General features: G+C 58.9%; 21 protein-coding genes and 1 tRNA gene. 14 read left to right on the top strand and 8 right to left on the bottom strand.

What is annotated here, in order from left to right; all coding sequences use genetic code 11:
- Nucleotides 1-229: 229 nt before the first annotated feature.
- On the top strand, nucleotides 230-1,879 hold the full coding sequence (locus tag AB8A50_RS28270; protein ID WP_089261509.1) for a CHASE domain-containing protein: 1,650 nt from the start codon (nucleotides 230-232) through the stop codon (nucleotides 1,877-1,879).
- A gap of 64 nt (nucleotides 1,880-1,943) precedes the next feature.
- Here the strand turns inward: AB8A50_RS28270 and rpoH are convergent, their stop codons facing one another.
- Together rpoH and AB8A50_RS28280 are read right to left on the bottom strand one after the other, a co-directional pair.
- Entirely contained in the window at nucleotides 1,944-2,843 is a 900-nt protein-coding gene (gene rpoH, locus AB8A50_RS28275) for an RNA polymerase sigma factor RpoH (protein ID WP_089261507.1), read from the bottom strand.
- A 213-nt stretch (nucleotides 2,844-3,056) separates the two neighbouring features.
- Nucleotides 3,057-4,067, bottom strand: a complete 1,011-nt coding sequence (locus tag AB8A50_RS28280) for an RluA family pseudouridine synthase (protein WP_439079654.1) — start codon at nucleotides 4,065-4,067, stop codon at nucleotides 3,057-3,059.
- A gap of 67 nt (nucleotides 4,068-4,134) precedes the next feature.
- Here AB8A50_RS28280 and AB8A50_RS28285 point away from each other — a divergent pair, with 67 nt between their 5' ends.
- From AB8A50_RS28285 to AB8A50_RS28295, 3 genes are all read left to right on the top strand, one after another.
- The gene (locus AB8A50_RS28285) at nucleotides 4,135-4,476 is read left to right on the top strand and encodes a hypothetical protein (RefSeq protein WP_089261503.1); all 342 of its coding nucleotides are present in this window, start codon (nucleotides 4,135-4,137) and stop codon (nucleotides 4,474-4,476) included.
- A gap of 130 nt (nucleotides 4,477-4,606) precedes the next feature.
- Nucleotides 4,607-4,681 (top strand) — tRNA-Glu (locus AB8A50_RS28290).
- A gap of 109 nt (nucleotides 4,682-4,790) precedes the next feature.
- A complete protein-coding gene (locus tag AB8A50_RS28295) occupies nucleotides 4,791-6,122 on the top strand; it encodes a molecular chaperone (protein ID WP_439079655.1) in 1,332 nt (443 codons plus the stop codon).
- 48 nt (nucleotides 6,123-6,170) lie between these two features.
- Here the strand turns inward: AB8A50_RS28295 and AB8A50_RS28300 are convergent, their stop codons facing one another.
- The 3 genes from AB8A50_RS28300 to AB8A50_RS28310 all read right to left on the bottom strand — a co-directional run bounded on the left by AB8A50_RS28300 (nucleotide 6,171) and on the right by AB8A50_RS28310 (nucleotide 7,602).
- A complete protein-coding gene (locus tag AB8A50_RS28300; RefSeq protein WP_439079656.1) occupies nucleotides 6,171-6,707 on the bottom strand; it encodes a hypothetical protein in 537 nt (178 codons plus the stop codon).
- Between the two features lie 300 nt (nucleotides 6,708-7,007).
- The gene (locus AB8A50_RS28305) at nucleotides 7,008-7,355 is read right to left on the bottom strand and encodes a BrnA antitoxin family protein (protein ID WP_439079657.1); all 348 of its coding nucleotides are present in this window, start codon (nucleotides 7,353-7,355) and stop codon (nucleotides 7,008-7,010) included.
- Nucleotides 7,345-7,602 carry a BrnT family toxin gene (locus tag AB8A50_RS28310; RefSeq protein ID WP_439079658.1) on the bottom strand — a complete coding sequence of 86 codons (258 nt, stop codon included), beginning with the start codon at nucleotides 7,600-7,602 and terminating at the stop codon, nucleotides 7,345-7,347. Before AB8A50_RS28310 ends, AB8A50_RS28305 begins: the two co-directional genes overlap by 11 nt.
- A gap of 56 nt (nucleotides 7,603-7,658) precedes the next feature.
- Here AB8A50_RS28310 and AB8A50_RS28315 point away from each other — a divergent pair, with 56 nt between their 5' ends.
- The 6 genes from AB8A50_RS28315 to AB8A50_RS28340 all read left to right on the top strand — a co-directional run bounded on the left by AB8A50_RS28315 (nucleotide 7,659) and on the right by AB8A50_RS28340 (nucleotide 12,804).
- Nucleotides 7,659-8,807, top strand: coding sequence for a hypothetical protein (locus AB8A50_RS28315; protein ID WP_439079659.1), 1,149 nt, complete (start codon nucleotides 7,659-7,661; stop codon nucleotides 8,805-8,807).
- The gene (locus AB8A50_RS28320; RefSeq protein WP_439079660.1) at nucleotides 8,804-9,391 is read left to right on the top strand and encodes a hypothetical protein; all 588 of its coding nucleotides are present in this window, start codon (nucleotides 8,804-8,806) and stop codon (nucleotides 9,389-9,391) included. The genes AB8A50_RS28315 and AB8A50_RS28320 overlap by 4 nt, the downstream gene beginning before the upstream one ends.
- Entirely contained in the window at nucleotides 9,388-11,835 is a 2,448-nt protein-coding gene (locus AB8A50_RS28325) for an AAA family ATPase (protein ID WP_439079661.1), read from the top strand. The genes AB8A50_RS28320 and AB8A50_RS28325 overlap by 4 nt, the downstream gene beginning before the upstream one ends.
- A gap of 278 nt (nucleotides 11,836-12,113) precedes the next feature.
- Nucleotides 12,114-12,359 (top strand): hypothetical protein, encoded by a 246-nt coding sequence (locus AB8A50_RS28330; RefSeq protein WP_439079662.1) that lies wholly within the window; start codon nucleotides 12,114-12,116, stop codon nucleotides 12,357-12,359.
- An 11-nt stretch (nucleotides 12,360-12,370) separates the two neighbouring features.
- A complete protein-coding gene (locus AB8A50_RS28335) occupies nucleotides 12,371-12,640 on the top strand; it encodes a hypothetical protein (protein ID WP_439079663.1) in 270 nt (89 codons plus the stop codon).
- Nucleotides 12,637-12,804 carry a hypothetical protein gene (locus AB8A50_RS28340; protein ID WP_439079664.1) on the top strand — a complete coding sequence of 56 codons (168 nt, stop codon included), beginning with the start codon at nucleotides 12,637-12,639 and terminating at the stop codon, nucleotides 12,802-12,804. The genes AB8A50_RS28335 and AB8A50_RS28340 overlap by 4 nt, the downstream gene beginning before the upstream one ends.
- 27 nt (nucleotides 12,805-12,831) lie before the next feature.
- Here the strand turns inward: AB8A50_RS28340 and AB8A50_RS28345 are convergent, their stop codons facing one another.
- On the bottom strand, nucleotides 12,832-13,053 hold the full coding sequence (locus AB8A50_RS28345; RefSeq protein ID WP_439079665.1) for a PepSY domain-containing protein: 222 nt from the start codon (nucleotides 13,051-13,053) through the stop codon (nucleotides 12,832-12,834).
- Between the two features lie 126 nt (nucleotides 13,054-13,179).
- Complete coding sequence (locus tag AB8A50_RS28350) at nucleotides 13,180-14,667, bottom strand: DUF1254 domain-containing protein (protein ID WP_439079666.1); 1,488 nt, start codon at nucleotides 14,665-14,667, stop codon at nucleotides 13,180-13,182.
- 438 nt (nucleotides 14,668-15,105) lie between these two features.
- Between AB8A50_RS28350 and AB8A50_RS28355 the strand changes: the two genes are divergently transcribed.
- Entirely contained in the window at nucleotides 15,106-15,282 is a 177-nt protein-coding gene (locus AB8A50_RS28355; protein WP_439079667.1) for a hypothetical protein, read from the top strand.
- Between the two features lie 549 nt (nucleotides 15,283-15,831).
- Here the strand turns inward: AB8A50_RS28355 and AB8A50_RS28360 are convergent.
- The gene (locus AB8A50_RS28360; protein WP_439079668.1) at nucleotides 15,832-16,440 is read right to left on the bottom strand and encodes a hypothetical protein; all 609 of its coding nucleotides are present in this window, start codon (nucleotides 16,438-16,440) and stop codon (nucleotides 15,832-15,834) included.
- Between the two features lie 321 nt (nucleotides 16,441-16,761).
- On the opposite strand from AB8A50_RS28360, the gene AB8A50_RS28365 reads away from it, so the two are divergent.
- The 3 genes from AB8A50_RS28365 to AB8A50_RS28375 all read left to right on the top strand — a co-directional run bounded on the left by AB8A50_RS28365 (nucleotide 16,762) and on the right by AB8A50_RS28375 (nucleotide 20,774).
- Entirely contained in the window at nucleotides 16,762-17,475 is a 714-nt protein-coding gene (locus AB8A50_RS28365; RefSeq protein ID WP_439079669.1) for a hypothetical protein, read from the top strand.
- Between the two features lie 71 nt (nucleotides 17,476-17,546).
- A complete protein-coding gene (locus AB8A50_RS28370) occupies nucleotides 17,547-18,950 on the top strand; it encodes an invasion associated locus B family protein (protein WP_439079670.1) in 1,404 nt (467 codons plus the stop codon).
- A 153-nt stretch (nucleotides 18,951-19,103) separates the two neighbouring features.
- A complete protein-coding gene (locus tag AB8A50_RS28375; protein WP_439079671.1) occupies nucleotides 19,104-20,774 on the top strand; it encodes an adenylate/guanylate cyclase domain-containing protein in 1,671 nt (556 codons plus the stop codon).
- Nucleotides 20,775-20,853 lie beyond the last annotated feature (79 nt).

Genomic DNA, 20,853 nt, shown 5'->3' on the forward strand with positions numbered 1-20,853 from the left:
CTCACCAGTGGGCTTCGACTTGAGGCGTTCATATTGGGTTGGCTATAACGACGGGCTGGTCGACGCCCGTCGGCCAATGTGTCGTGTGATATTGCGTTAAGCCTGTTTTTCAAGATTTGTCCGGTCCGGAAATAATTTCTATCGGGCTGGAACCAAATTGTTCCGGCGTGATTGGCATACTCCTGAGCCGCTGACCCGGCAGCAACGTCCTAATTTCCCGAGTATCCGTGTGGTCCGGCTTGGTTTCATCATCGCATTACTGGCACTGGTCGGAGCTCTGCTCTCCGGCCTTGCGGCCTATCGCGTGCATGACCAGGAGCTGGCGATCGAGAATATCGCGCTGGGTCGGGCCGTGGATATCCATGCCAGCCTGGTGCAGGAGCGGTTGACCGAGCGCGAATTGCTGGCGCGCGTCGCAGCCGGGCTGTTTCGTGCGCCGACGGTCATGAAGGCCAATATGCTGCAGCCGCTGCGGGCCTCGATCTACGCCTTCAAGACCGATTTCGCGATTGCCGCCTGGATCGCTCGCCTGCAGCCGAACGAATTCGCGGCCGCCAGCGCGGAGCTGGCCAGCGCCGGCTACCGCAATCCTACGATCCGCAGCTACAACGACGATCGCCTGGATGCCAGGGCGCTGGGGCAGCCGCTCGACGTGCTGATGGATGTGGAGCCGCGCAATTCCGTCACCGAAGGCTTTGCCGGTCGCGCCCTGAATTTCTCTCCCGTCACAGGGCCAACGCTGGTGCGCGCCGTGAACGAGGGCAAGCCGGTCGCCTCCAGCCCCACGCCGCTGCAGCAGCCCGATGGACCGCTGGGATTGGTACTGGTGACGCCAGTTGTGCCCGAAGGCGATCCCGCGCCGGCCGGCTTCGTGTCGTTCTCCTATGAACTTGGGCCGTTGATGTTGGCCAATGACGAGATGTCATTGTTCTCGGTGGCGCTGAAAGATCCGCGCGTTGCTGACGGCGAAATCGTCGCCGACGACGATGGCAGGGTAACGGCGCGCCCGCTGGTGGCGAATGGTCCTGCGCTGGCAGTCCTGCGCACGGTTTCGTTCGGCGGGCGTGACTGGTCGCTGGGCTATTATCCGAAGGTCAATACCGAGCTGCGCGCGCAGCGCACCGCGATCATTGTCGGTGGGTTCGGCCTCGCGCTGACGGCCATTGTTTGCGGGCTGTTCGGCTATGTCTCCTACGCCAATCTGCGGCTGCGGCGCGAGGTGGAGATACGCATCGGCTTCGAACGTCGCCTGACCGCCGTCATCGACGAGCTCAATCATCGCGTGAAGAACATCCTGGCGGTGATCCAGTCCATCGTGACACGCACGCTGCGCCACGGCTCCGATGTGGACAACGCGCGCGATCTCCTGATCGGCCGTATTCACGCGATGTCGAATGTTGTGTCGCTGCTGAGCGAGAGCCAGTGGCAGGGCGTGCAGCTCAAGGGCCTGTTCGAGGCGCGAGCGATCCCGCATGCCGACCGTATCGCACTGGAAGGTCCGGATATTATTGTCAGCGCGCGCGCCGCGCAGAGCCTGTCGCTGCTGTTCTTTGAACTGGCCTCGCATTCCGACGAGGGCCTGTCTTTGGTCGGCAAGCATCCGCATATTGTTGCGCATTGGGAGATTACGGGCAGCGAGCCGGATGGGCTGTTCAACTTCCGCTGGGAAGAGTTCAACACCAGCGAAGCAACGCGGCGGCCGGACAGCGATTTCGGTCTGGTGCTGCTCGATCGCGTGGCGCCGGAAGCGCTGGGCGGTACGGCGAAGCGCTACTTCACCGATGTGTCCTACGTCTATGAACTGACGGCACCCGTCGAAACGGTGATCGACATGACCGAGCGCGACCGGACTGAGGCGCTGGCGAAGCCGATCAGATAATTGAGCCCAACAAAAAAGCCGGCGTTTCCGCCGGCTTTCGTATTCGTTGTATCCGCTGCGCCTGTTAGTGCGCAGCTTCCAGAGCGGCAGCTTCCGCCTTGGCGATGGTGCCCTTGACCGCGGTCTGCACCTTTTCAAAGGCGCGGACTTCGATCTGACGGACACGCTCGCGCGAGACGCCGAACTCCGAGGCGAGATCTTCCAGCGTCATCGGTTCATCGGCGAGGCGACGCGCCTCGAAGATGCGCCGTTCGCGCGGGTTGAGGACACCGATGGCGCCGTTCAGCGCCTGACGGCGATGATCGAACTCCTCGTGCTCCGCCATGATGGTTTCCTGATTGGGCGAGTTATCGACCAACCAGTCCTGCCATTCGCCGGCTTCGCCGTCGTCACGGATCGGTGCGTTGAGCGACGCGTCGCCACCGAGGCGGCGGTTCATGTCGATCACGTCCTGTTCCGTCACGCCGAGACGCGTGGCGATAAGCTTCACCTGGTCGGGGCGAAGATCACCTTCGTCCAGGGCGGAAATCTTGCTCTTCGCCTTACGCAGGTTGAAGAACAGCTTCTTCTGGTTCGCGGTGGTGCCCATCTTCACGAGCGACCACGAACGCAGGATGTACTCTTGAATCGACGCCTTGATCCACCACATGGCGTAGGTGGCCAGGCGGAAGCCTTTCTCCGGCTCGAAGCGTTTCACAGCCTGCATCAGACCGACGTTGCCTTCCGAGACAACTTCGGAGATCGGCAGACCGTAGCCGCGATAGCCCATGGCGATCTTGGCGACGAGTCGCAGATGGCTGGTCACAAGGTGATGTGCCGCGTCGCGATCGTCGTGCTCGCGCCAACGCTTGGCAAACATATATTCCTGCTGAGGTTCCAACATCGGAAACTTGCGGATCTCGGCGAGGTAATGCGAGAGGCCGGATTCTCCATTGAGAACCGGAAGGGTAGCTGTACGGGCCATTATGATGCCCTCCAGTGGTTCAGACCCCCGATAGCGGCGGGCCAGGCAGCGAGCGCTTTGTTAAAGCCGCCCTGGCTGCGATGTTCCGCGTCTCATTTGACGCAGGTGCAACATACACCCTACTACAAGCGTATTGAAAGTGAATTCCCTGTCACGTTCCCGTGGGGCCAATATAAGCGTTTGGAAAGGCTTACTTTTTTATATGCATCTGCGTCATTCTGGCACGGCCATATGGGCTCTCAGAACCGCCAAATCGTGAGGAAGCTCGCTGGTCCACTCCAGAATCTCGCCCGTGCGAGGGTGCTCCAGAGCCAGCAAATAGGCGTGAAGCGCCTGCCGGTCGAGCGCTTCCAGCGCCGCGCGGCTCTTTACACCCAGCGACGACGCCTTGGTCTTGAAATGCGAGCCATAGACCGAATCCCCCATCAGCGGATGCTGGATATGCGCCAGATGCACGCGGATCTGGTGCGTCCGCCCGGTCTCGAGCTGACAAGCCAACAGGGACGCGATCGGTTTGCCGTGGCGGTCGGGGAATTCCTGCAGCACTTCCCAATGGGTGACGGCATCGCGGCCGCCTTCGCGGACGGCCATTTTCTCGCGGGCATGGGGGTGCCGGTCGATCGGCGCTTCCACCGTGCCGCGCGGCCGGTTCGGAATGCCCCAGGCAAAGGCCATATAGCCGCGCCGCATCTCGTTGGTGCGGCCGTGATCGGCGAATTGCGCGGTCAGCGACGCATGGGCGGCGTCGTTCTTGGCGACCACCATCAGGCCGGTGGTGTCCTTGTCCAGCCGGTGCACGATGCCCGGCCGCTTGACGCCGCCGATCCCCGACAGCGACGCGCCGCAATGGGCGATCAGCGCATTCACCAGCGTGCCGGTCTCATGGCCGGCGGCGGGATGTACGACGAGGCCCTTCGGCTTGTTGATGACGATGATGTCCTCGTCCTCGAATACGATATCGAGGGCGATATCCTCGCCTTCGGGCTCCGGCGCGATGGCCGGCGGGACGTCGATTGTGATCGTATCGCCGGCAGCGACATGATAAGCGGGGTCGCGCACGGGGCTGGGGTCTTGCGAAGACCGGGTGATCGTCACCTGGCCGGCGAGGATCAGCGCCTTCAGCCGCGACCGCGACAAAGCCGGGCTGCGCACGGCGAGCACGCGATCGAGCCGGGTCGAGCCTTCGTCGCCCTGCACCGTGACATCCAGCCGTTGATCGTTCATTCCGTAAAGCCTTACCTGACAGAAGCGTGTTGCTTCGAGAGCCGTGAATTAAGAGACGAGTGTTTGCATGACCCAGCCCGCCGCCGATAGCGCGCCCGAACCGACCCTTGAACAGGCCGCCATGATCGCGCGCGTCCGCCGCATGATGCTGATCGCGGGCCTGACCACCGCCTTGGGCGTCGGCGCGCTGCTCGTCGTGATCGGCTACCGCCTTTTCCGCACGGATGGAAGCACTGTGACGTCGGCGACGACCGCGACTCTGCCGAAAGGCGCCAAAATCCTCTCCACGGGGGTAGCCGGCGACCGGATCGTGCTGACGCTGGACGTCGGCGGCAGCACCGAAATCCGCACTTTCGACGCCAAGAGCCTGAAACCCGCGGGAACGCTGAAATTCGCCAGCGAGCCCTGAGGTTCGTTTGCGAACCCCAAGGGCTCGCCAAAACCCCAAGGGTTCGCCTGCGAACCATAACCATATAAGTGGGCGAGGGGGCGGCAGCATCTTGCAGCCACCGCCATTCCCGGCTATCCCCTCCGCGCACGCTCCGTTCGTCTAACGGTTAGGACATGGCCCTCTCAAGGCTAAAATAAGGGTTCGATTCCCTTACGGAGCGCCACGCCTTCGGCGCAAAACCCTTATAAACAAGCCTTTTTCCCAATTTCGTTGACTCTTCAGGCCCTTGTTGCGACGGTTTCGTCCTACAAGGCGTCCTACATGGGTCCAGCGTGAGTGAGTATCTGACGAAGCGGAACGGGGTCTGGCATTATCAACGGCGTGTGCCGGAGGAATATGCGGCCTTCGACAAGCGGGCACCCGTTCGGCTGACGACCGGCATCAAGGTCGTGGACGACAAGCGCGGACGCAAGGCAATTGATATCGCTGGCCGGCTCAACCTCGACACCGAAGCGTACTGGCGCATGTGCGCTGGCGGGAACGCGGCGCAAGCGAAGCTCGATTACGACGCGGCCGTCAAACGCTCGCTGATCCTCGACCTGCCATATTTGCCGGCGGCCGCCATCGCCAAGGAAGCGCCGGCCGATCTCATTCGCCGGATCGATGCGCTGGGCACCGGCGATCGGGTGCACGATCCCGAAACGCGTGCGGCCGTTCTGGGTGCAGTGGCCGCGCCGACCATCAAGCTCTCCGGGCTCTACGCCGAATTCGACCTAGCGACCGCCACAGAGCGGTTAGGGTACTCTCCGCGCCAGCTGAAGAAATTCAAGGCCGCCAAAGAGCGCGCGATCGAGATCCTGATCGAGGTCGTTGGCGATGGCACGGTGAACGATCTGATCCGCGAGAAGATGCTGAAGCTGCGCGACCACTGGTCGAAGCGCGTGAAGGATGAGGGCATCCAGGTGCGGACCGCCAATAAGAACATCAGTCACATCACGCGCATGGTCCGCGAGGTGAGCATGCGGCACAATCTCGACAAGGAAACCATCGTCGCCGGCCTGCGGCTGCGCGGCGGCAAGGATCGCAGCCGCAAACCCTATCCGATCCCATTCATCACGGGCGTCATCCTTCGGCCCGGCGCGCTCGATGACCTCAACGACCAAGCGCGGGCCGTGGTGCGCATCATGGTCAATACCGGCATGCGGCCGGTCGAGATCGTCAACCTCACCCCCGGTTTTATCGTGCTAGATGCGGCGATCCCGCATGTACGGGTAAAGCCGTTCGGCCGTGTGCTGAAATCGGAGGCCTCGGAGCGCGATGTGCCGCTGGTCGGCATCTCGCTGGATGCGATGCGCGAATTCCCCAGCGGCTTCGCGCAATATGCCGACAACGGCGACACGCTGTCGGCGACCGTGAACAAGTATTTCGAAGAGAACGGCATGTGGTTGTCCAAGATGCACACGCTCTACTCGCTGCGCCACAGCCTGAAGGATCGGCTGCGCGATATCGAATGTCCGGACGAGCTCACCGACGAGCTGATGGGCCACGCCAGCGGCAAGCCGAAATACGGTGACGGACACGGCCTGAAGTTGAAACTTAAGTATCTCCAGATGATCGCGTTGGCGCCGGCCGAAGCGAGCGTGATGTTGAAGGCCGTCGGTTGACGTGGTTCTCATGCTTTTTTCGTGAGCGCGGGATGTAACGCCTCAACATCAAGATCCCTGTCGCGCGCCGTACATCTCCCGATAAATATGAGACCCAATTAGTCGCACGGGTGTGCCGCCGAACGACCCGCGAAGTCCCCACGAGATGCCGCCAGCACAAGCGGAAAATTTGGCGCGTGGCGGAGCGTATCCGCCCTGGTATCGTAGTTCGCTGCAAGCTGTCGCAACGGCGGGAGTCGAGAATGTGACCTCCACTCTAGCATGAGCAAAGGCATTCCTGATCTCGCGGATCATATTTAAATCGTGCTGCATATCTTCGTCGTAGATTCCAAGTGCGTAACCCATGGCGATCTTTGCCGAGAAATTGGACATAGGCCCATTCGGATACGAGAAGAGTTTAGTAATTTTGTCCTCGGGAATTACGAAGTGCGTGGCGAGCGCGTTTTCTAGACTGTGCTCCAGCAGAGATGTGAATACCAAAGCAGCGCTTCGATCGTCATATTGCGGGCTGTCCGTTAGAAGCCTTGCGATGCGGCCATTGAGATCGTCCGTGGCGACAAGCGCAATGTCGCCCAGAATGTCCATCGGCCTGCCAGGCAGCTTCATCAGATCGTGGAGAAGCCTCGATGGAGTCATTCTCTTAGATGTCATATCTAATCTGCTGATCTCTGCGCGCCAAAAAATATAGCACACAGGTCGGCGTTTGTACCTGATGCCGGTGCGCTCCTGCTCCAAGAGCGCTACGCCCGCGAGCTGCTACGGCCGGGCTATTTCGCAGTGATTTGGCGGAGTCTTCCATCGTTGGGCTGACATCAGTTAGTGATGCCGTGCAATCGGCGATGGTTGGGCGCCGCGCTGATGCGATCATGCGGGGCCTCTCTTGTGTCACGCGCGCCTGCGCTTTGCAGATCCAATCGTTGCACGAGGCTTCGGCTTGTCGCCGGGCACAACAAACTCAATCTTGCCGCGCTTGATCCGCGACTTCAGCATGTCATTGATGCGCGTCTGCCAGCCTGGGCCCGTCGCTCGCAGCGCCGTGACGACGTCGTCGTCGAGACGGATCTTCACGGGAACCTTCGGATTTTCCACGCGCGGCCGACCGGGCTTGTTCTTGAATTGGGCAAGAATATCCGGCGGCAGTTCTTCGGCAGGGCGCGAGGCGGCGAAGTCGGCCTCCGTCCATTCCGGGTTGTCGTCGTAGGTGGCTGGTGGTGTTTTCTTTTTAGCGGACATTTCGTTTCATCTCCTTTGCATGGGCGCGGCGCAGGCTGATGGGGCGCACCTTGCCATCGCGGATTGTGAAAGCAAGGAAGTAAGGTTGGCCGTCAATATCGCCCCAAGCGCGATAGCGCGTTTCGCCGTAATCAAAGCGGTCATCGACGATAAAGCGGGCGATCACCATGTCGGTCGCACGGGCCAGCGAAATGCCGTGGTTGGCGATGTTGAGGGCGTCTTTAGCTTCGTCGTATGGCTCGCTCATGGGAATAACGTACACCCAAGAAGTCCGGACGTCAACTGTTTTTGGGTGTACAAAAAATGATGGAGCTTCCGACAAGCTCCGCCCTCTTTGCGATCAGCGCATCAGGTCTCGTTCGGAGAGCTTATTCGCCCACCCTTTCATATGCCAAGAATGGGGTCGTCAAAGCTCTTTATCGTCCGCTTCTAGTCGCGCGCTCGGCGCAGATCACAGGTTGGAAGAGTAACGACACCTTCAAGATCGTGCGCGACCAACTGGGCGCGCTCGTCCAGCGCAGCTGCACTTTGATGATCGGGATGTCTGCGCAGGACGAAAATATCAAAGATCTTTTCGCAACGATGAATGCTCAGAAGGGGTGGAAATGGTCCAACAGTCCCACACCCATTGTGTTCTCGGCGCAAGACCTCGGTGACGATCAGAAGAATCTTCTGATCGTCGCCTATGGTGAAGCCGATTACGAAGCACATCGCGCGGAGATTTGCGAGGCTGCGCGCCTCCAGGCTTATGCTAAGCCGCTACTCGTCGCGCTTTTGCTCCATGTGCTGACTAGCAAGCTTGAGGTGCTCGTTGACGATGCGCCCGCAGCTAACTTGGACGCATCTGGCCGCACTGCCATTGTTCGTGGGCTTCGTTTCCTTCGCGACCGTGTGGCAGTTGCAGGAAATAGCGACAGACTTTTGCTCGCCCGGGCTATCGCGTCCGGCCTCGCTCGCGCCCGCCATCAGCTGCAGAACGGCACGAGCGCGTTCGGAATCCAGAGTTACTTTCCTATCGACGGCGATCCCGCTCATCTCATGAAGGGTAAGCTGGGACTCAAGAGCTCGGGCCAACGCGAGGCCGCCGTGGCGCTCGGCCTGATAGGACTCGATGAGCAAACTGGCAGTTGGACGAGCTCAATCGATGATGCAGCCGACGCACGTTCCGGTGCGCTGCGTGTCACGTCCCCGACAGCGAGCGCGCGAATCTTTCTTGCTGCCAACGACGGGGTGGTGACCAACCTGCTCGAATGCGGCGCATTCAATGAAGACGACGACGACGCCGTCGTGATATGTTCTGGCCGTATCGCCGGACGCCAACAGCGCAGCCCGAGCGGCGGCCGGCGAGACGGCTCGTTCGGACCGCGATATCTCGCTTTCGGTCCAATGCTTGCTGACGCGGCCAGCCTCGATGATCTACGCGATCGGTTCCGCGAAGAGGTTTCGATATGACTACAAGCGACCGTGTCGTCGACATCCTGGTTAAAGAGGGCGGCTATCGAGAGCTGCCCAGGCCCTTCAAGGTCGGGTCGCTTTCGTTTGAGTTCACGCATGCTTTAGTTGCCGGTGAAAGGGCAAATGATCTCGTTATCGTTATCGAGCTCAAGGGTGGCACCGTCGACGATGCGATTGTGCGAAAGGTACTTGCGCTCACTCGGGCGCTTGACGTCATGCGATCTAAACGGCCTGTAACAGCCATCCTAACATCCGGCCAGCCGCGGTCGGAAACCGTGCAGTCGATCAGTAAGGTTTGCCGGGTATTACCCATCGGAGCACCGGTTGGTCCGCATGCGGTCGACGCTGTTCGCGATTGGTTATCGGTACTTCTGCCGCTGACCGAGCCTTCTGCTGTCGACACCTTGCTTGACTGGGAAGGAGATCTGAGGCGCACCACGCCCGACGCTGCGAAAGGCGTTCTCATGGACGCGCTGATCGAGGTGGCGCCAAAGGGGAAGGCGGCGGTCGAAGCGGTGCTCGCGCGGGAAATTGTCGCTTCGGTGCAGAGCGCGCTCAGTGAAAATGAGGACGACCAATGACTGGTGCACGCCTTAAAACTCTAGTGGTTGAGAATTTCCGCAGCTTGCGCGGGAAAATCGTTATCCCGCTGGATGCGCAGGTGGTCTTAATCCACGGCACGAACGGCATGGGAAAGACGAGCGTACTGTCAGCGCTCGAGCTTGGATTGACGGGCAAGATTTCGCATCTTGCTGCCGACGGGAATGGCTATCGCTCATATCTGACCACGCTAGATACAGATGGAGGTTCGATCTCGCTGACAACGACCGCACCGCATCGTGAGGATGCTTCTGTCTCCGGTTCGTTGGCGTTTGGCGATGGAGCTTTCAAACCAAATCCACTCCTCGATACTCACGACGCGCGCTTCTTTGCCGAGCGCTGTTACCTACCCCAGGCTACGCTTGGGCGGCTCCTTGAAATTTACGATGACCAGAAAACTACTACTACCTCGCCACTGACGCTTTTCGTGAAGGAGCTGCTGGGGCTCGATCCGCTCGATGCACTTGTCGACGGGCTGTACCCAGCCTTCAACGTGTCTCGCGTGCGAAACCTTGTCTCCGAGTATCGGCGGCTCGAAGACCGGCGGGCCTCGTTCCAATCAGACATCGATCGCATAAATCTCAGCATCGCTGAAGCGGTGAAGTTGGACTACGATCGAATTGTGCAGTTGAATCAGACGCTTTCCGATCTTTCGGCAGAAATACCTCTCGTGTCGGAGGAAACCGACCTTACAGCTCTCAGACATCAGCTTTACGCTGATCGGGAGGCGGAGAGCAGGCTCAGCGAGCTCAGTCGACTCCGATCTGAGATCAAAGGGCTAGCCGAACGCTGGCGGTCACTCCCCGCCGACGACGCAAGTCATGATCAGGCGGGAAAGGAGCAATTTGAACAGGCTGCGGCGCAGGCACTTCTTGCTTGGCGCTCCTCTGCCGCCAAGCCGTTGGAAGACGCAATCGGCATGGTGCGCATGCTATTCTCGGATGTTGTGGCGCTCGACGACGGCCCCGAGAAGAGTCGCATGGAAGCACTGCGGCGCGCTCAAGCCGAAGTGAGCCGCTGCGACCAGACGCTGGTCGCAAACGCCGCCGCGGTTGAACGAATTGGCATTCTTAACGCGGTAGTGCAGCGCGCTACCGCGCGCATTCAAGAATTGGATAGGGATTTGGTCGCGGGTGCCCGAGATGCGAAGTCGATAGCGAATGCTCTCGCCGGGATTGCACCGCATGTAGAGGGCGACATATGCCCCGTCTGTGATCGCGATTTTAGCGAAGCTAGTGCCGAGCCGCTCACGGCACACATTGCTGCCAAGATCGCTGCTCTGACAAGTGAAGCTGGGCGTCTGCAGGCGCTCGCAACTGAGCGCGCTGAAGAGAGTACACGCCTCACGACCGCGCAACGTGATCTTCTAGGTGCAGGCACTGGACGGCTTGGCGGTGAAGAGGTGGCAGATTTGACGGTCCGCAAGGCGCAGATGGTCGACGCCGAACAGCGTCTGCAGCACCTCCAGATGGTTGCCAACGAAGGTGTGCGCCTAACGGCTCAGGCCGTCCGAGCGCGCGAATTGTTGCTTCTTTCACGCCGCCGCGACGAACTGTCGAATTCATTGATGCCTGAGATAGAGTCTCTCGTGCAGACTGTTCTTCGACGGCGCGCGAGCAGCTTTAACGACTTTAATGAGGCGCTTGCAGAGGCCGGCCGCGCTATCGATACGCGAGTGACTGAGGCCGAGCGCCTCGTCTCGCTACGCATTCGCGCTGTTTCGGACATCGATGTGCGTGCGCGCGAACTCGCCCAAATCGAGAAGCTTAGGACTGAGCGCGCCCGGCTTGCGACGACTCTTGCTGATATAGTGAAGGCCGTGAAGCAGGTCGATCAGTCTCGTGAGTGCGCTAAAAGAATATCCGACAGTGCGAACAAGGTGCGCTCGGATATCGTCAAAGCGGTCTTTAACACCTCGCTCAACAAAACGTGGCGCGACTTGTTCGTACGGTTAGCGCCTTCAGAGCAGTTCGTGCCGGCTTTCAAGCTGCCTTCCGGTGATGTAGGCAAGGTCGAGGCTGTGCTGGAGACGCTACACCGTTCAGGCAAGGCCTCTGGCTCCCCAGGAGCGATGCTGAGTCAAGGAAATCTCAATACCGCAGCGCTGACGCTGTTTCTCGCGCTCCACCTGTCGGTGCCGGTGCGCATGCCATGGCTTATTCTTGATGACCCTGTACAGTCGATGGACGACGTCCATACCGCACAATTCGCCGCGCTCCTGCGTACCTTATCGAAGGGAATGAACCGCCAGATCGTCATTGCCGTTCACGAGCGTGCCCTGTTTGACTATCTGACGCTGGAGCTTAGCCCGGCATTCCCCGGCGACAGCCTGATCGCGGTCGAGATCACTCGCAATTTCAACGGCGAAGCAGTAGCGACCCCACGCGCATTCGCTTTTGAAGAGGATCGCGCCTTCGCAGCGTAGATGGGATGCAGGGCGGCATGTGGCTCAATTCGGCTGGACCGTCAGAGCAAAGTGCTTCTATCCCTCACTGAAGCGAGATACTGCGCTACGGACGCACTTCGGCGACACGCTGGTTGCGCAGCTCAACATTCCGCCGTGCGCGGGGACGTCGTCTTTGCGGCGGATCAATTCCAGCTCGTGTTCTAGCCGCTCCAAAATTGGCGCGTAGCCGTTCGATCCGATTCCGAATGCGGCGGTCAAGACTTGACGGCGTTCTCTAAATGTTCTTATCATGAGCGATGGCCGATACCTACGGCAACTGGCCGTTTCAGATCGCTATTCCTGACGACGAAGAGACTTGCGTTAAGGCCACGAGCTTCTGTTCACGCAAGCAGCTGTCGCTGCGGGTGCGCGGCGCCAGCGTGGTGCATGAAGGTCGATGGTGGGCAGTTTTTTGCTTCACCTATCATGGAGATGCAGAAGCGCTGCGTAGTACGTTCGAGGGCAGGTGGGTGCACGCGCATTTGTGGCGGCCAGAGAATTAAAGAGAGGCGACATGATTTCGCAGTGGTCGCGGGATGAGCGACGACGACGCAGAGAGGAAGAGGCGGCCAAGCCACATCCGCACGACGTAATAATGCTTGAATTGATGCATCAGCTTCGACCGCACACCTATGGTGCGATCTATGATAATCCGCACTCGGTTGCTGCTCGCGCTTTGCAAAAGGCAATCGACGAGATGGCCGGTGCGATTACCGGTGACACACAGTATTTTCACGCAAAGCCTCATAGTCTTTGCGTCGGATTCCGTGAGCCGTCGGCATGAAGCCAACGAAGTCACTTAGGAAGCAGGCTGAGAAAGCTGAAGCCGTAGCTCAGCACTCGGAAGATGCCGAGCATGCAGAGCGAATGCGGAATCTGGCTGAAGCATTCCGCGCGCAAGCCGATGCGTTGAAAGCTGAAAAGAAAAAAGAGAAGATGAAGAAATAGCTTCCGCCATAGCCTCTGCTGCGCAGGTTAGTCATCAAGCTTCTCAGAGATGATCACGCCAGTCTTCGGATCGGCGTGGAAGTCCATCTTCTGACCGTTCTTGATGCCTTCGCCCTCCCAGCGGCCATCGTCGGCCTCCAGCTTGGTAACCTGCGAGTAGCCGGACTGCAGGACCTTCGCCTTTACTTGCTCCATCGGCATCCAGTCCGGTCCAGGCTGATCGGCTCTCGCCATGGTCGATGCGCCCATTAGCAAGGATCCACAGAGAGCAACCGCAGCTAGCCTGTTCCTCGCAACCTCCCTTGTTTGCAGGGTAATCGAAATGCGGTCAGATCGTTCCGCGATTTGAAAGGCTCAGGGCGCGGATGGGCCTATTTACATGCGCTTTACGCCCGGCGGTTGCCAGCTTCCGTCGAGAACCTCGGGTTTCGGCCAATAGAGACGCATATTCATTGTGAATGGGCCACTTGCAGGTGCCGGTAGCCAGTTCGTTTCCTTCTCTTTGCCGGGCGTCTTACGTTGGATGTAAAGGTCGAGCGAGCCGTCGGCATTGAACGAAAGTTTATCGCGATCTCCGATGGCGTAGCGGTCAATCGGATTGGCCGCGAAGGCTTGCTTTTCGTTGTACATTGTAAGGGACCAAAAGCCACGCACTGCGGGAAGCTGGTTCTTCTCAAAATGCAGGACATATCGATTGTCGCTGCTGAACGACTTACCATCGGCATCGGTGAGCGCCGTTGGATAAACGGCATCCTCGATAGTGTTGGCACCGAGACCGGCAAAAGCGACTCCGGCCCGGCTGAGATAATCCGCGCCATAAGTCCCGACCGCCGAGAGGTTTGTGCGCCATCCCGCATTCGCCATGCCGGCGCGCAAAAATTGTGTTTTGATCTTTTTCGTTGCTGCCGGGCCAGCTTCGCTTAACGCGCGCTGAACCTCGGGCGATGCGCTTTTGAAGTCGAAGGGTTTGCCCGGCTCGATTCCAATGCGCCGCATCTGGTCAAGGATCGGATAGTCGTTCGCGTGGGGCGGGTTGGTCCTCGCCAGCTCTGTAAACAACGAAAAATAGGTGGCTGGAGTCATCTTCTCCACTTGCTCCGTGGGCGGCGTCTTCATATCCCAATCGGGGTTGATCTTGCCGGGCGGTTGATTAGCGAAGCGCCCCGGCTGCGTAGCGACTAGTCCGGCTTGAAACTTATGCACGGCGTCGTAATCGGCTTTGCCGTTTGTCTGTGTGCGCCCGATGATCCAGCCAATTGCGGTCGGGCTTCGAATGGAGATGGCCTCGGGATGAACGTCGCCTCGCCAGTCCGGCCCCGTTATGCGAAGGTATTGTGCACTTGTGCCGGTCGTTCGGCTGCCAGTGGACTCAAACACGTCGGTCCACATGTCCAGCATTGGCAGTAGATAGTAACGCCCGCCAGAGTCAGGCACGCTTATCAGTAGCGGAGCTTCCGACACGTCAAACCACATAAGCGAGTAGAGAGTGTCAGCATTCGGACGAACGACATCGGTAAAGGTGGCGTCAGGGAATGCGGGTAGATGCCCGAACTGGTTCATGGGCGCCTTACCGAAATGGCTGGCATCGGCGACATTGGTGCTGACCCGGCGCGTTATTTCCATGAGGATCAAGGGATAGGCGTAGATATAGGCGCTGATGGCCACCTCGCCGATCTCATCCGAAGCAAGAGCCGAAAGCGCTTGCGCTCGGGCTGGCGTTGCATGGACCAATGCTTCGCCAATGAGGGCTGACGCCGCGAGCACACAGCCACCGCCCAGCAAGAGATCGCGACGGCCAATAGCTATGCGCCTATTCGAAAAGTTATCTCGAACTCTCGTTGTATTGGAGTAATCGATTGTCATCGGGGGTCTCCTCAACTTGAGGTCCACAGCTTGGGACACGGAAGAAGGAGAATCAATCGATACTAGGAGGGCGCGGCAAATTGAAAATGACAGAAAGACTGACACATCGAAGGGCGAGTTCTCTGCTAGCACGTCGCGTCGTCGCTTCAGGCCACCTCAGTGGGCCTCTTTCATTTCGGCGATCTTGTTCTGGCCGCCGATGGATCGCTACGAAGTTAATGGGAGCAGCACAGCGGGGAGCCAGATCCTATGCCGTGGGGTGACGCCAGCGCTGCTGAAGTTTGGTGGACTATTTCTACGGATACGCGACCTGTAGCAAGAAGCGGTTCTTTCCTGACGATCCGCCGAAGCCTAAACAGCCAGTGCTGCCGCAGCGTCCGGGGCATGTGGTGCCAATCAAGAAGAAGCGCGAAGGACGTTCACTGAAAGGCTGTGTCGATGACCGGCGACGAATCGAGAAAGCTGAGAGTTGGTGATCGCGTCCATTGGAGGGACGACGCACGCGACGCCGGCACCGTTGCCGAGAACACCTGGAGCGGTGTCGTCATCAAGTGGGACAATCGCGGGCCTCAAACAATCATGCATAACGACATGGTCGATGTCTCGCTGGGTTGAGCCCGGACCTAGCGAACCAGTCGGCGCCCGCCCGGAAAGCACTTGTAGTCCGGCCCATGCTCTTGTTTGCAGGAGGTGTGCACGTCGGCCACGAAAAAGGCTGCCATCACGACGACGAGAATTAAACACGCTATGGCTACCCGATGGCAGACGCTCACAGCGGCTCTGCTCGGCGTAGGCGGTGTGATCCTCACCGCGATAATTGCGGTGAGGAACGTTGCAAAGCAGATCAAGATTAACGTCTTCAGCCGAGAAGAAGACAGAATAGAGCGGCTTCTTGACGAGAACGGCAACCGCAACAGTCTCGGCAAAGGCAAGCGGACGACGGACCTGATTCGGCTGCTATACGAGGCAGACACTGCCATCATTGAAGCCCGCGCTGTGGGTGATTTCGACGATGACACTGCGGCAGAAGCAACGGCATTTAGCCCTAGCTGCCAACAAGGGCTAAATTCGGAGCCAGAGACCGTTAGCCCTCGGCCAGGACTCGGCCAGCCCTCGCACTGTAGCAAGGGCCTAATCTCTGAACCTGAACCTGAATCTTCCCCCTTACCCCCTTCCAGGGGGCGAGAGAGCAGCGAAGTTGATCGGGTCGAAAGCGAACCGGAGCACTTTGCGCCCGCCTGGGCAGCGTGGCGAGGCCATGAGGTCATGCGGCGAGATCTCGCACTTCACGAGTTCCGACGATTGGCCGCCAGCGATCAGCGTCTCTGCCGGGCAGCGATCTTTCCGTATCAGACCGCGCTCGAAAAAAGCCAACGCACCAAGCACCGCGAGAATTTCCATTTGTGGGCTCGGCGGCGCGGTTTCGATGAATTCCCGACCGCCAAGATCGTCGAGTCGCAGGCGCCGCCAGTGCGACGATGGCTGTGCGGTGACGAACTGGTCGGCATGGAAGTAGCCGGCGTGATGGCGGATCGCCGGGGCAGATTTCCGATCGACCCCGAACGCGGCGCGGGCTTCTGGGCGCAGATGGCTCATCGGGCGGACCTTGTCGCGCTCGCTGCGTTCCAAGGGCAGCGGGCGAGCGAATGGATCGAGGTCGAGCAGGGATCGGCGCAGTTTGCCGCGTGGAGCGGCTGGTTGCAGCAAGTGTTCGGCGGCGATGAGGTCAAGGGGCAGCGTGTCTGGACCGAGCCGCATGATCCGTTGCGCCATGACATCCCCGCGATCAGTCCGAATTTCGCATTCCGCAAGTGGAAACAGGTCTTGCGTGTGCCCGCGCCTTGGCCGCCGCGGCGTGACGGCACCTGGACAGCAGACGAGGGAACTCAGAGTGATGGTGAGTGGCTACAAGATCGGCGACCATGTCCGCGTGGTCGACCTATTGGTCCGCAGCGACCCCCGGTCTAGGGACCGTAAACCAGGTGTTTCGCCTTACACGGGGTCGCAGCCCCTGGAATTTCGCCAGTAGATCGATGTGAAAGCGGTACACGCGAACGCGTGTGCTGCACGCGTCGTTGCACGGATCAGCACGGGATGGATGACGGTAGCGAGGAGTGGATTTCGATCACGGTAGCTGCGGAGAAGCTCACTGCCGCTGGCGATGTCGTCGATCGTTCTACGCTCTCGCGCTATTTGAGCCAGCATTCCGAAGCGATCGCGACCAAGCCGGACGGCAAATCCAAGCTGGTTGAGTACAACGCGCTTGCCGCTCACCGCGCCGAGAACGTCCGGCTTCGGAAGGCGGTGCCGGCTTCGCCTGGGTTACCGCTGGCGGCAAAGCCGCAGCGTAGCTTTCCGGGTTCGCAGTCCGATGGCGTCGCTCGTAAGGCGAATGCCGATGCGGCGATGCGAGAAATGGATCTTGCGCAGCGCCGCCGGGAGCTGACTCTGGTGTCCGAGGTGGACAAGGCCGGCCGTGAAGCCGTCGCGTTGATGAAGAGCGCTTTCGATCGTGCGGTCGATGGCGAGGCCGCGTCTGCATCGCTGAAATACGGCTGGGACGAGCGGATCGTTCGTATTGTGCTCAAGGAGTTTGTCCGCAAAGGCACCAGCGAGTTCCACGACGATGTGCTTAAGTATCTTGATCGCTTGGAGCGCGAACGCGTGTTGCCATCGTCAGTCGCGTCGAGGGCGGCCGTGTCTATGTTTGGAATCCATTGCCGCGGGGGAATGGATGGCAAGAGCAAGCCTATCGACACCGGGCAATCAGCTTCCGCGTCCCTAGCTAGGACACGCACTGCCGATTGATCATTGATCCAGATCAACCCTTTCTTATCTCGCAGACCTAGCGTCAGACTAGAGCAGGGCGGAGACGAAAGATGCTGAAGGGCTTGCTGATATATGTCCTATTGCTGGGCGGTGTTGTGTTGGCATTCCGTTCTGATGCCATCGCAGATGACCGAAGTGGGGGACATGCAATCCAGGAGGAAATATGGGCATTGCCATTTCCACTACCGGTGCTTGCCTTCCTGGTGCGGCCAGTCGGAGACGGTCCGTTCCCTCTGGTGGTCATGAACCACGGAATTTCGCTCGACGCTGATCAGCGGACGATGTTTCCGATGATCGAATATCGGGATGCGGCACGCTGGTTTGCGCGGCGTGGTTATGTGGTCATCTCCCCTATCAGGTACGGGGCCAGTAGTCTCGATGACAGAGATTTAGGGCTCTACGGTGCTGTCTTTGGTCACGTTGGTAGCTGCGACAATCCGAACTTTCGTGGTCCCGGACTAGCTATCGCCACTCTGAATGAGTGGGTCATCGAATACATGAGCAAGAGGAAGATGGTCCAGCCGGGTAAAGTTATTGTGGTTGGTCAGTCGGGTGGCGGATGGGGGTCTATTGCTCTTGCAAGCCGGAACCCATCATCCGTTCAGGCCATCATTACCTTTGCGGCTGGTCGTGGAGGGCGAATTGATGGCAAGGCGAACAACAATTGCGCTCCCGAGAAACTTATTGCCGCTACCGGCGAATTCGGACGCACTGCTCGTGTGCCGATGCTCTGGATCTATTCGGAAAACGATTCCTATTTTGGACCGGACCTGACGAAGCGAATGCATCGAGCGTTTATCGAAGCGGGCGGCAACGCTGAATATCGAATGCTGCCGCCCTTTGGAAGTGACGGTCACTTCATGATCGACTCGGGGGACGCAGTGCCGATTTGGTCGCCCTTGGTAGCCCAATTTCTCGAGAAGTATTGGGATACGCCACCAGAGCTACAAGTGAGCAACTCTTCATCCCGGCAGGAGCTTCAGGCGAGCCCGCGGCGACTACGTCTGCCTGAGAATATTCACTACTCACCTTGGCAAAAACTTTGTTTCGCTTCATCCGACAGAACGACGATATGCCGAACGACATCAACCGGCACGGACGACGTCAGTCAGGTGGTGGTGCGTGTCGATCTTATCAAGCGAGCCGACGGACCGGCTCGCTTGCAGCTATTTCTTCCGCAAGGAGCAAATCTGCAGCAGGGCGTAAAATTGACGGTAGATGATAGCAGCCTTGTCCAGATTCCCTTTAATTGGTGTCTGACTAATATCTGCATCGCGGCACGCGGAATCGAGCCAACTGTCGCTTCGAAGATGGAAACTGGTCAAATGCTCAAACTCGAACTCACTGACCTTTATTCCTCTTCGGTGGTGTTTAATGTCCCCCTTAGCCAGTTTATGGTTGTTCACCAAGGCTCGCCCGCCCAAACCTTTGACTTTAGCTTGAATGATGAATGAAGGTTGCTCTTTCACCGCTTAACTCGGCCGGCCGGAGCACGAGACATTTCAGACACTCGCGCACTCAATAGATGGAAGAGAATTTCGGGATCGATGATTAAGCGGTCGATACGTCGGCGGATTGTTGCGACCGCCGTCGGATTGATCATCCTTATGCTTGCGACATCCATCCTATCAATCGTAATGGTTCGACGGGTCGGCCATTTGCTGGAAGAGCTCTCTACCCGGTATTCGCCGATCAACGCGCATCTCACGCAAATCAATACACTATCCCTTGAACGAGGTCTCGCGCTTCGCCGTATGGTAATCGCGAAGATGCAGGAGCCGCCGGATATACTCGGGTACACGTCCCGATTGGAGTTGTATAATGCGAAAGGGGTCGAGGTCGAAAGTGAAGCACAAGCTGCGCGCGACCTGATCAATGCGATCATCGTGGACACAAGTACACCTTCGGACAATGCCGCTCTCGCACGCATCGAAACCCGGATTGAGAATTTAAGCGATACTCGTCGTCAATTGAAGCAGCAGACGGGAGAGCTCATTTCGGAACTCGAAGCCAGAGACTTTGCAGCGGTGAGACGCAGTCTCGCGCGGGCGGATGGAACTCGCGACGAATTGGACGATAAGGTCAACGCTATCAGGCTGGCTATGATGACCGTCAGCGATGAGGCCATCGCAAAAATCAGGTCGGAACAGAGTCAGGTCGCTTCGATTTCGGCTGTCGTGACGCTGCTGGCTGCGATCGTAGGATTGATCTTCGCCAACCTCGTCAGCGGCGGCATCATTCGCTCTGTCCGTCAGTTGCTAGAGGGGGCGCGGGCGGTGGAAGCGGGCCAACTCGATCAATCAATCGATGTGAGGGCGGCCGACGAAATCGGACAATTGGCAGCCGCTTTCAACCGAATGGTCGTGCAGTTGCGCACTAACCAACGCATCAAGGAAACCTTTGGCAGGTATATAGATCCTCGTGTCGTTGAAGGATTGATCGAACGCCCTAATTTAACTGCCGCCGAAGGCCAGCGCCGGGTGATGACTGTGTTGTTCTGCGATTTGAAGGGGTTCACAAGCCTCAGCGAAGGCATGACGCCGCAAGGCTTAGTGAAGGTCATGAACCGTTACCTTTCTGTCATGTCCGAACCGATCCGAAATAACCGAGGGATCATCGACAAGTATATCGGCGACGGCATCATGGCCTACTGGGGACCTCCTTTCGTCGATGAGGCCGATCATGCTCGGCTTGCATGTTCCGCCGCCCTAGAAATGATCGAACGGATCGACATGTTGCGCCGAGAGATTCCTGAGCTGCTCGGCGTACGCGCAACTCCCATGGAAAAATGCGACCTCAGAATCGGTATTGCGACGGGAGAGGCATTGGTAGGCAGCATCGGATCCGAAGTTATGATGAGCTACACCGTCATGGGAGATGTGGTAAACCTCGCTTCTCGTCTCGAGGGCGCGAACAAGGTGTATGGCACCCGCAACCTCGTTTCTGAGAGAACAATTGCGGCCGCGGGACCATCGTTTGAGGTTCGCGAGATCGACCGCATTGTGGCGGCTGGCCATACTCGTTTCGAAACGGTGTTCGAGATCGTTGGCAGCAATGCTGATGCCACGCCGCGGTCACTGGGGTCGAGGGACGAGTTTGTTAAAGGGCTTTCAGCCTACCGGGAACAGCGATGGGACGATGCCGTTGCTGCCATGAATATGTCGCTTGAGGCAGCCCCCGGCGACGGGCCAGCACAGACTTTTCTTCTGCGGATCGAGCGTCTCAAAGCAACCCCACCTCCCCGCGACTGGGATGGGTCGTGGCACATCGAAAAGTGAGCCATGAGCCAAACTGTTCCAATTTGGATCGCGGCGCGCACAGCAGCGTAAGGGCCGCGACGGCTGTTCTCCTGCCACG

The organism is Tardiphaga sp. 841_E9_N1_2 (assembly GCF_051811065.1).
Lineage (GTDB): Bacteria > Pseudomonadota > Alphaproteobacteria > Rhizobiales > Xanthobacteraceae > Tardiphaga > Tardiphaga robiniae.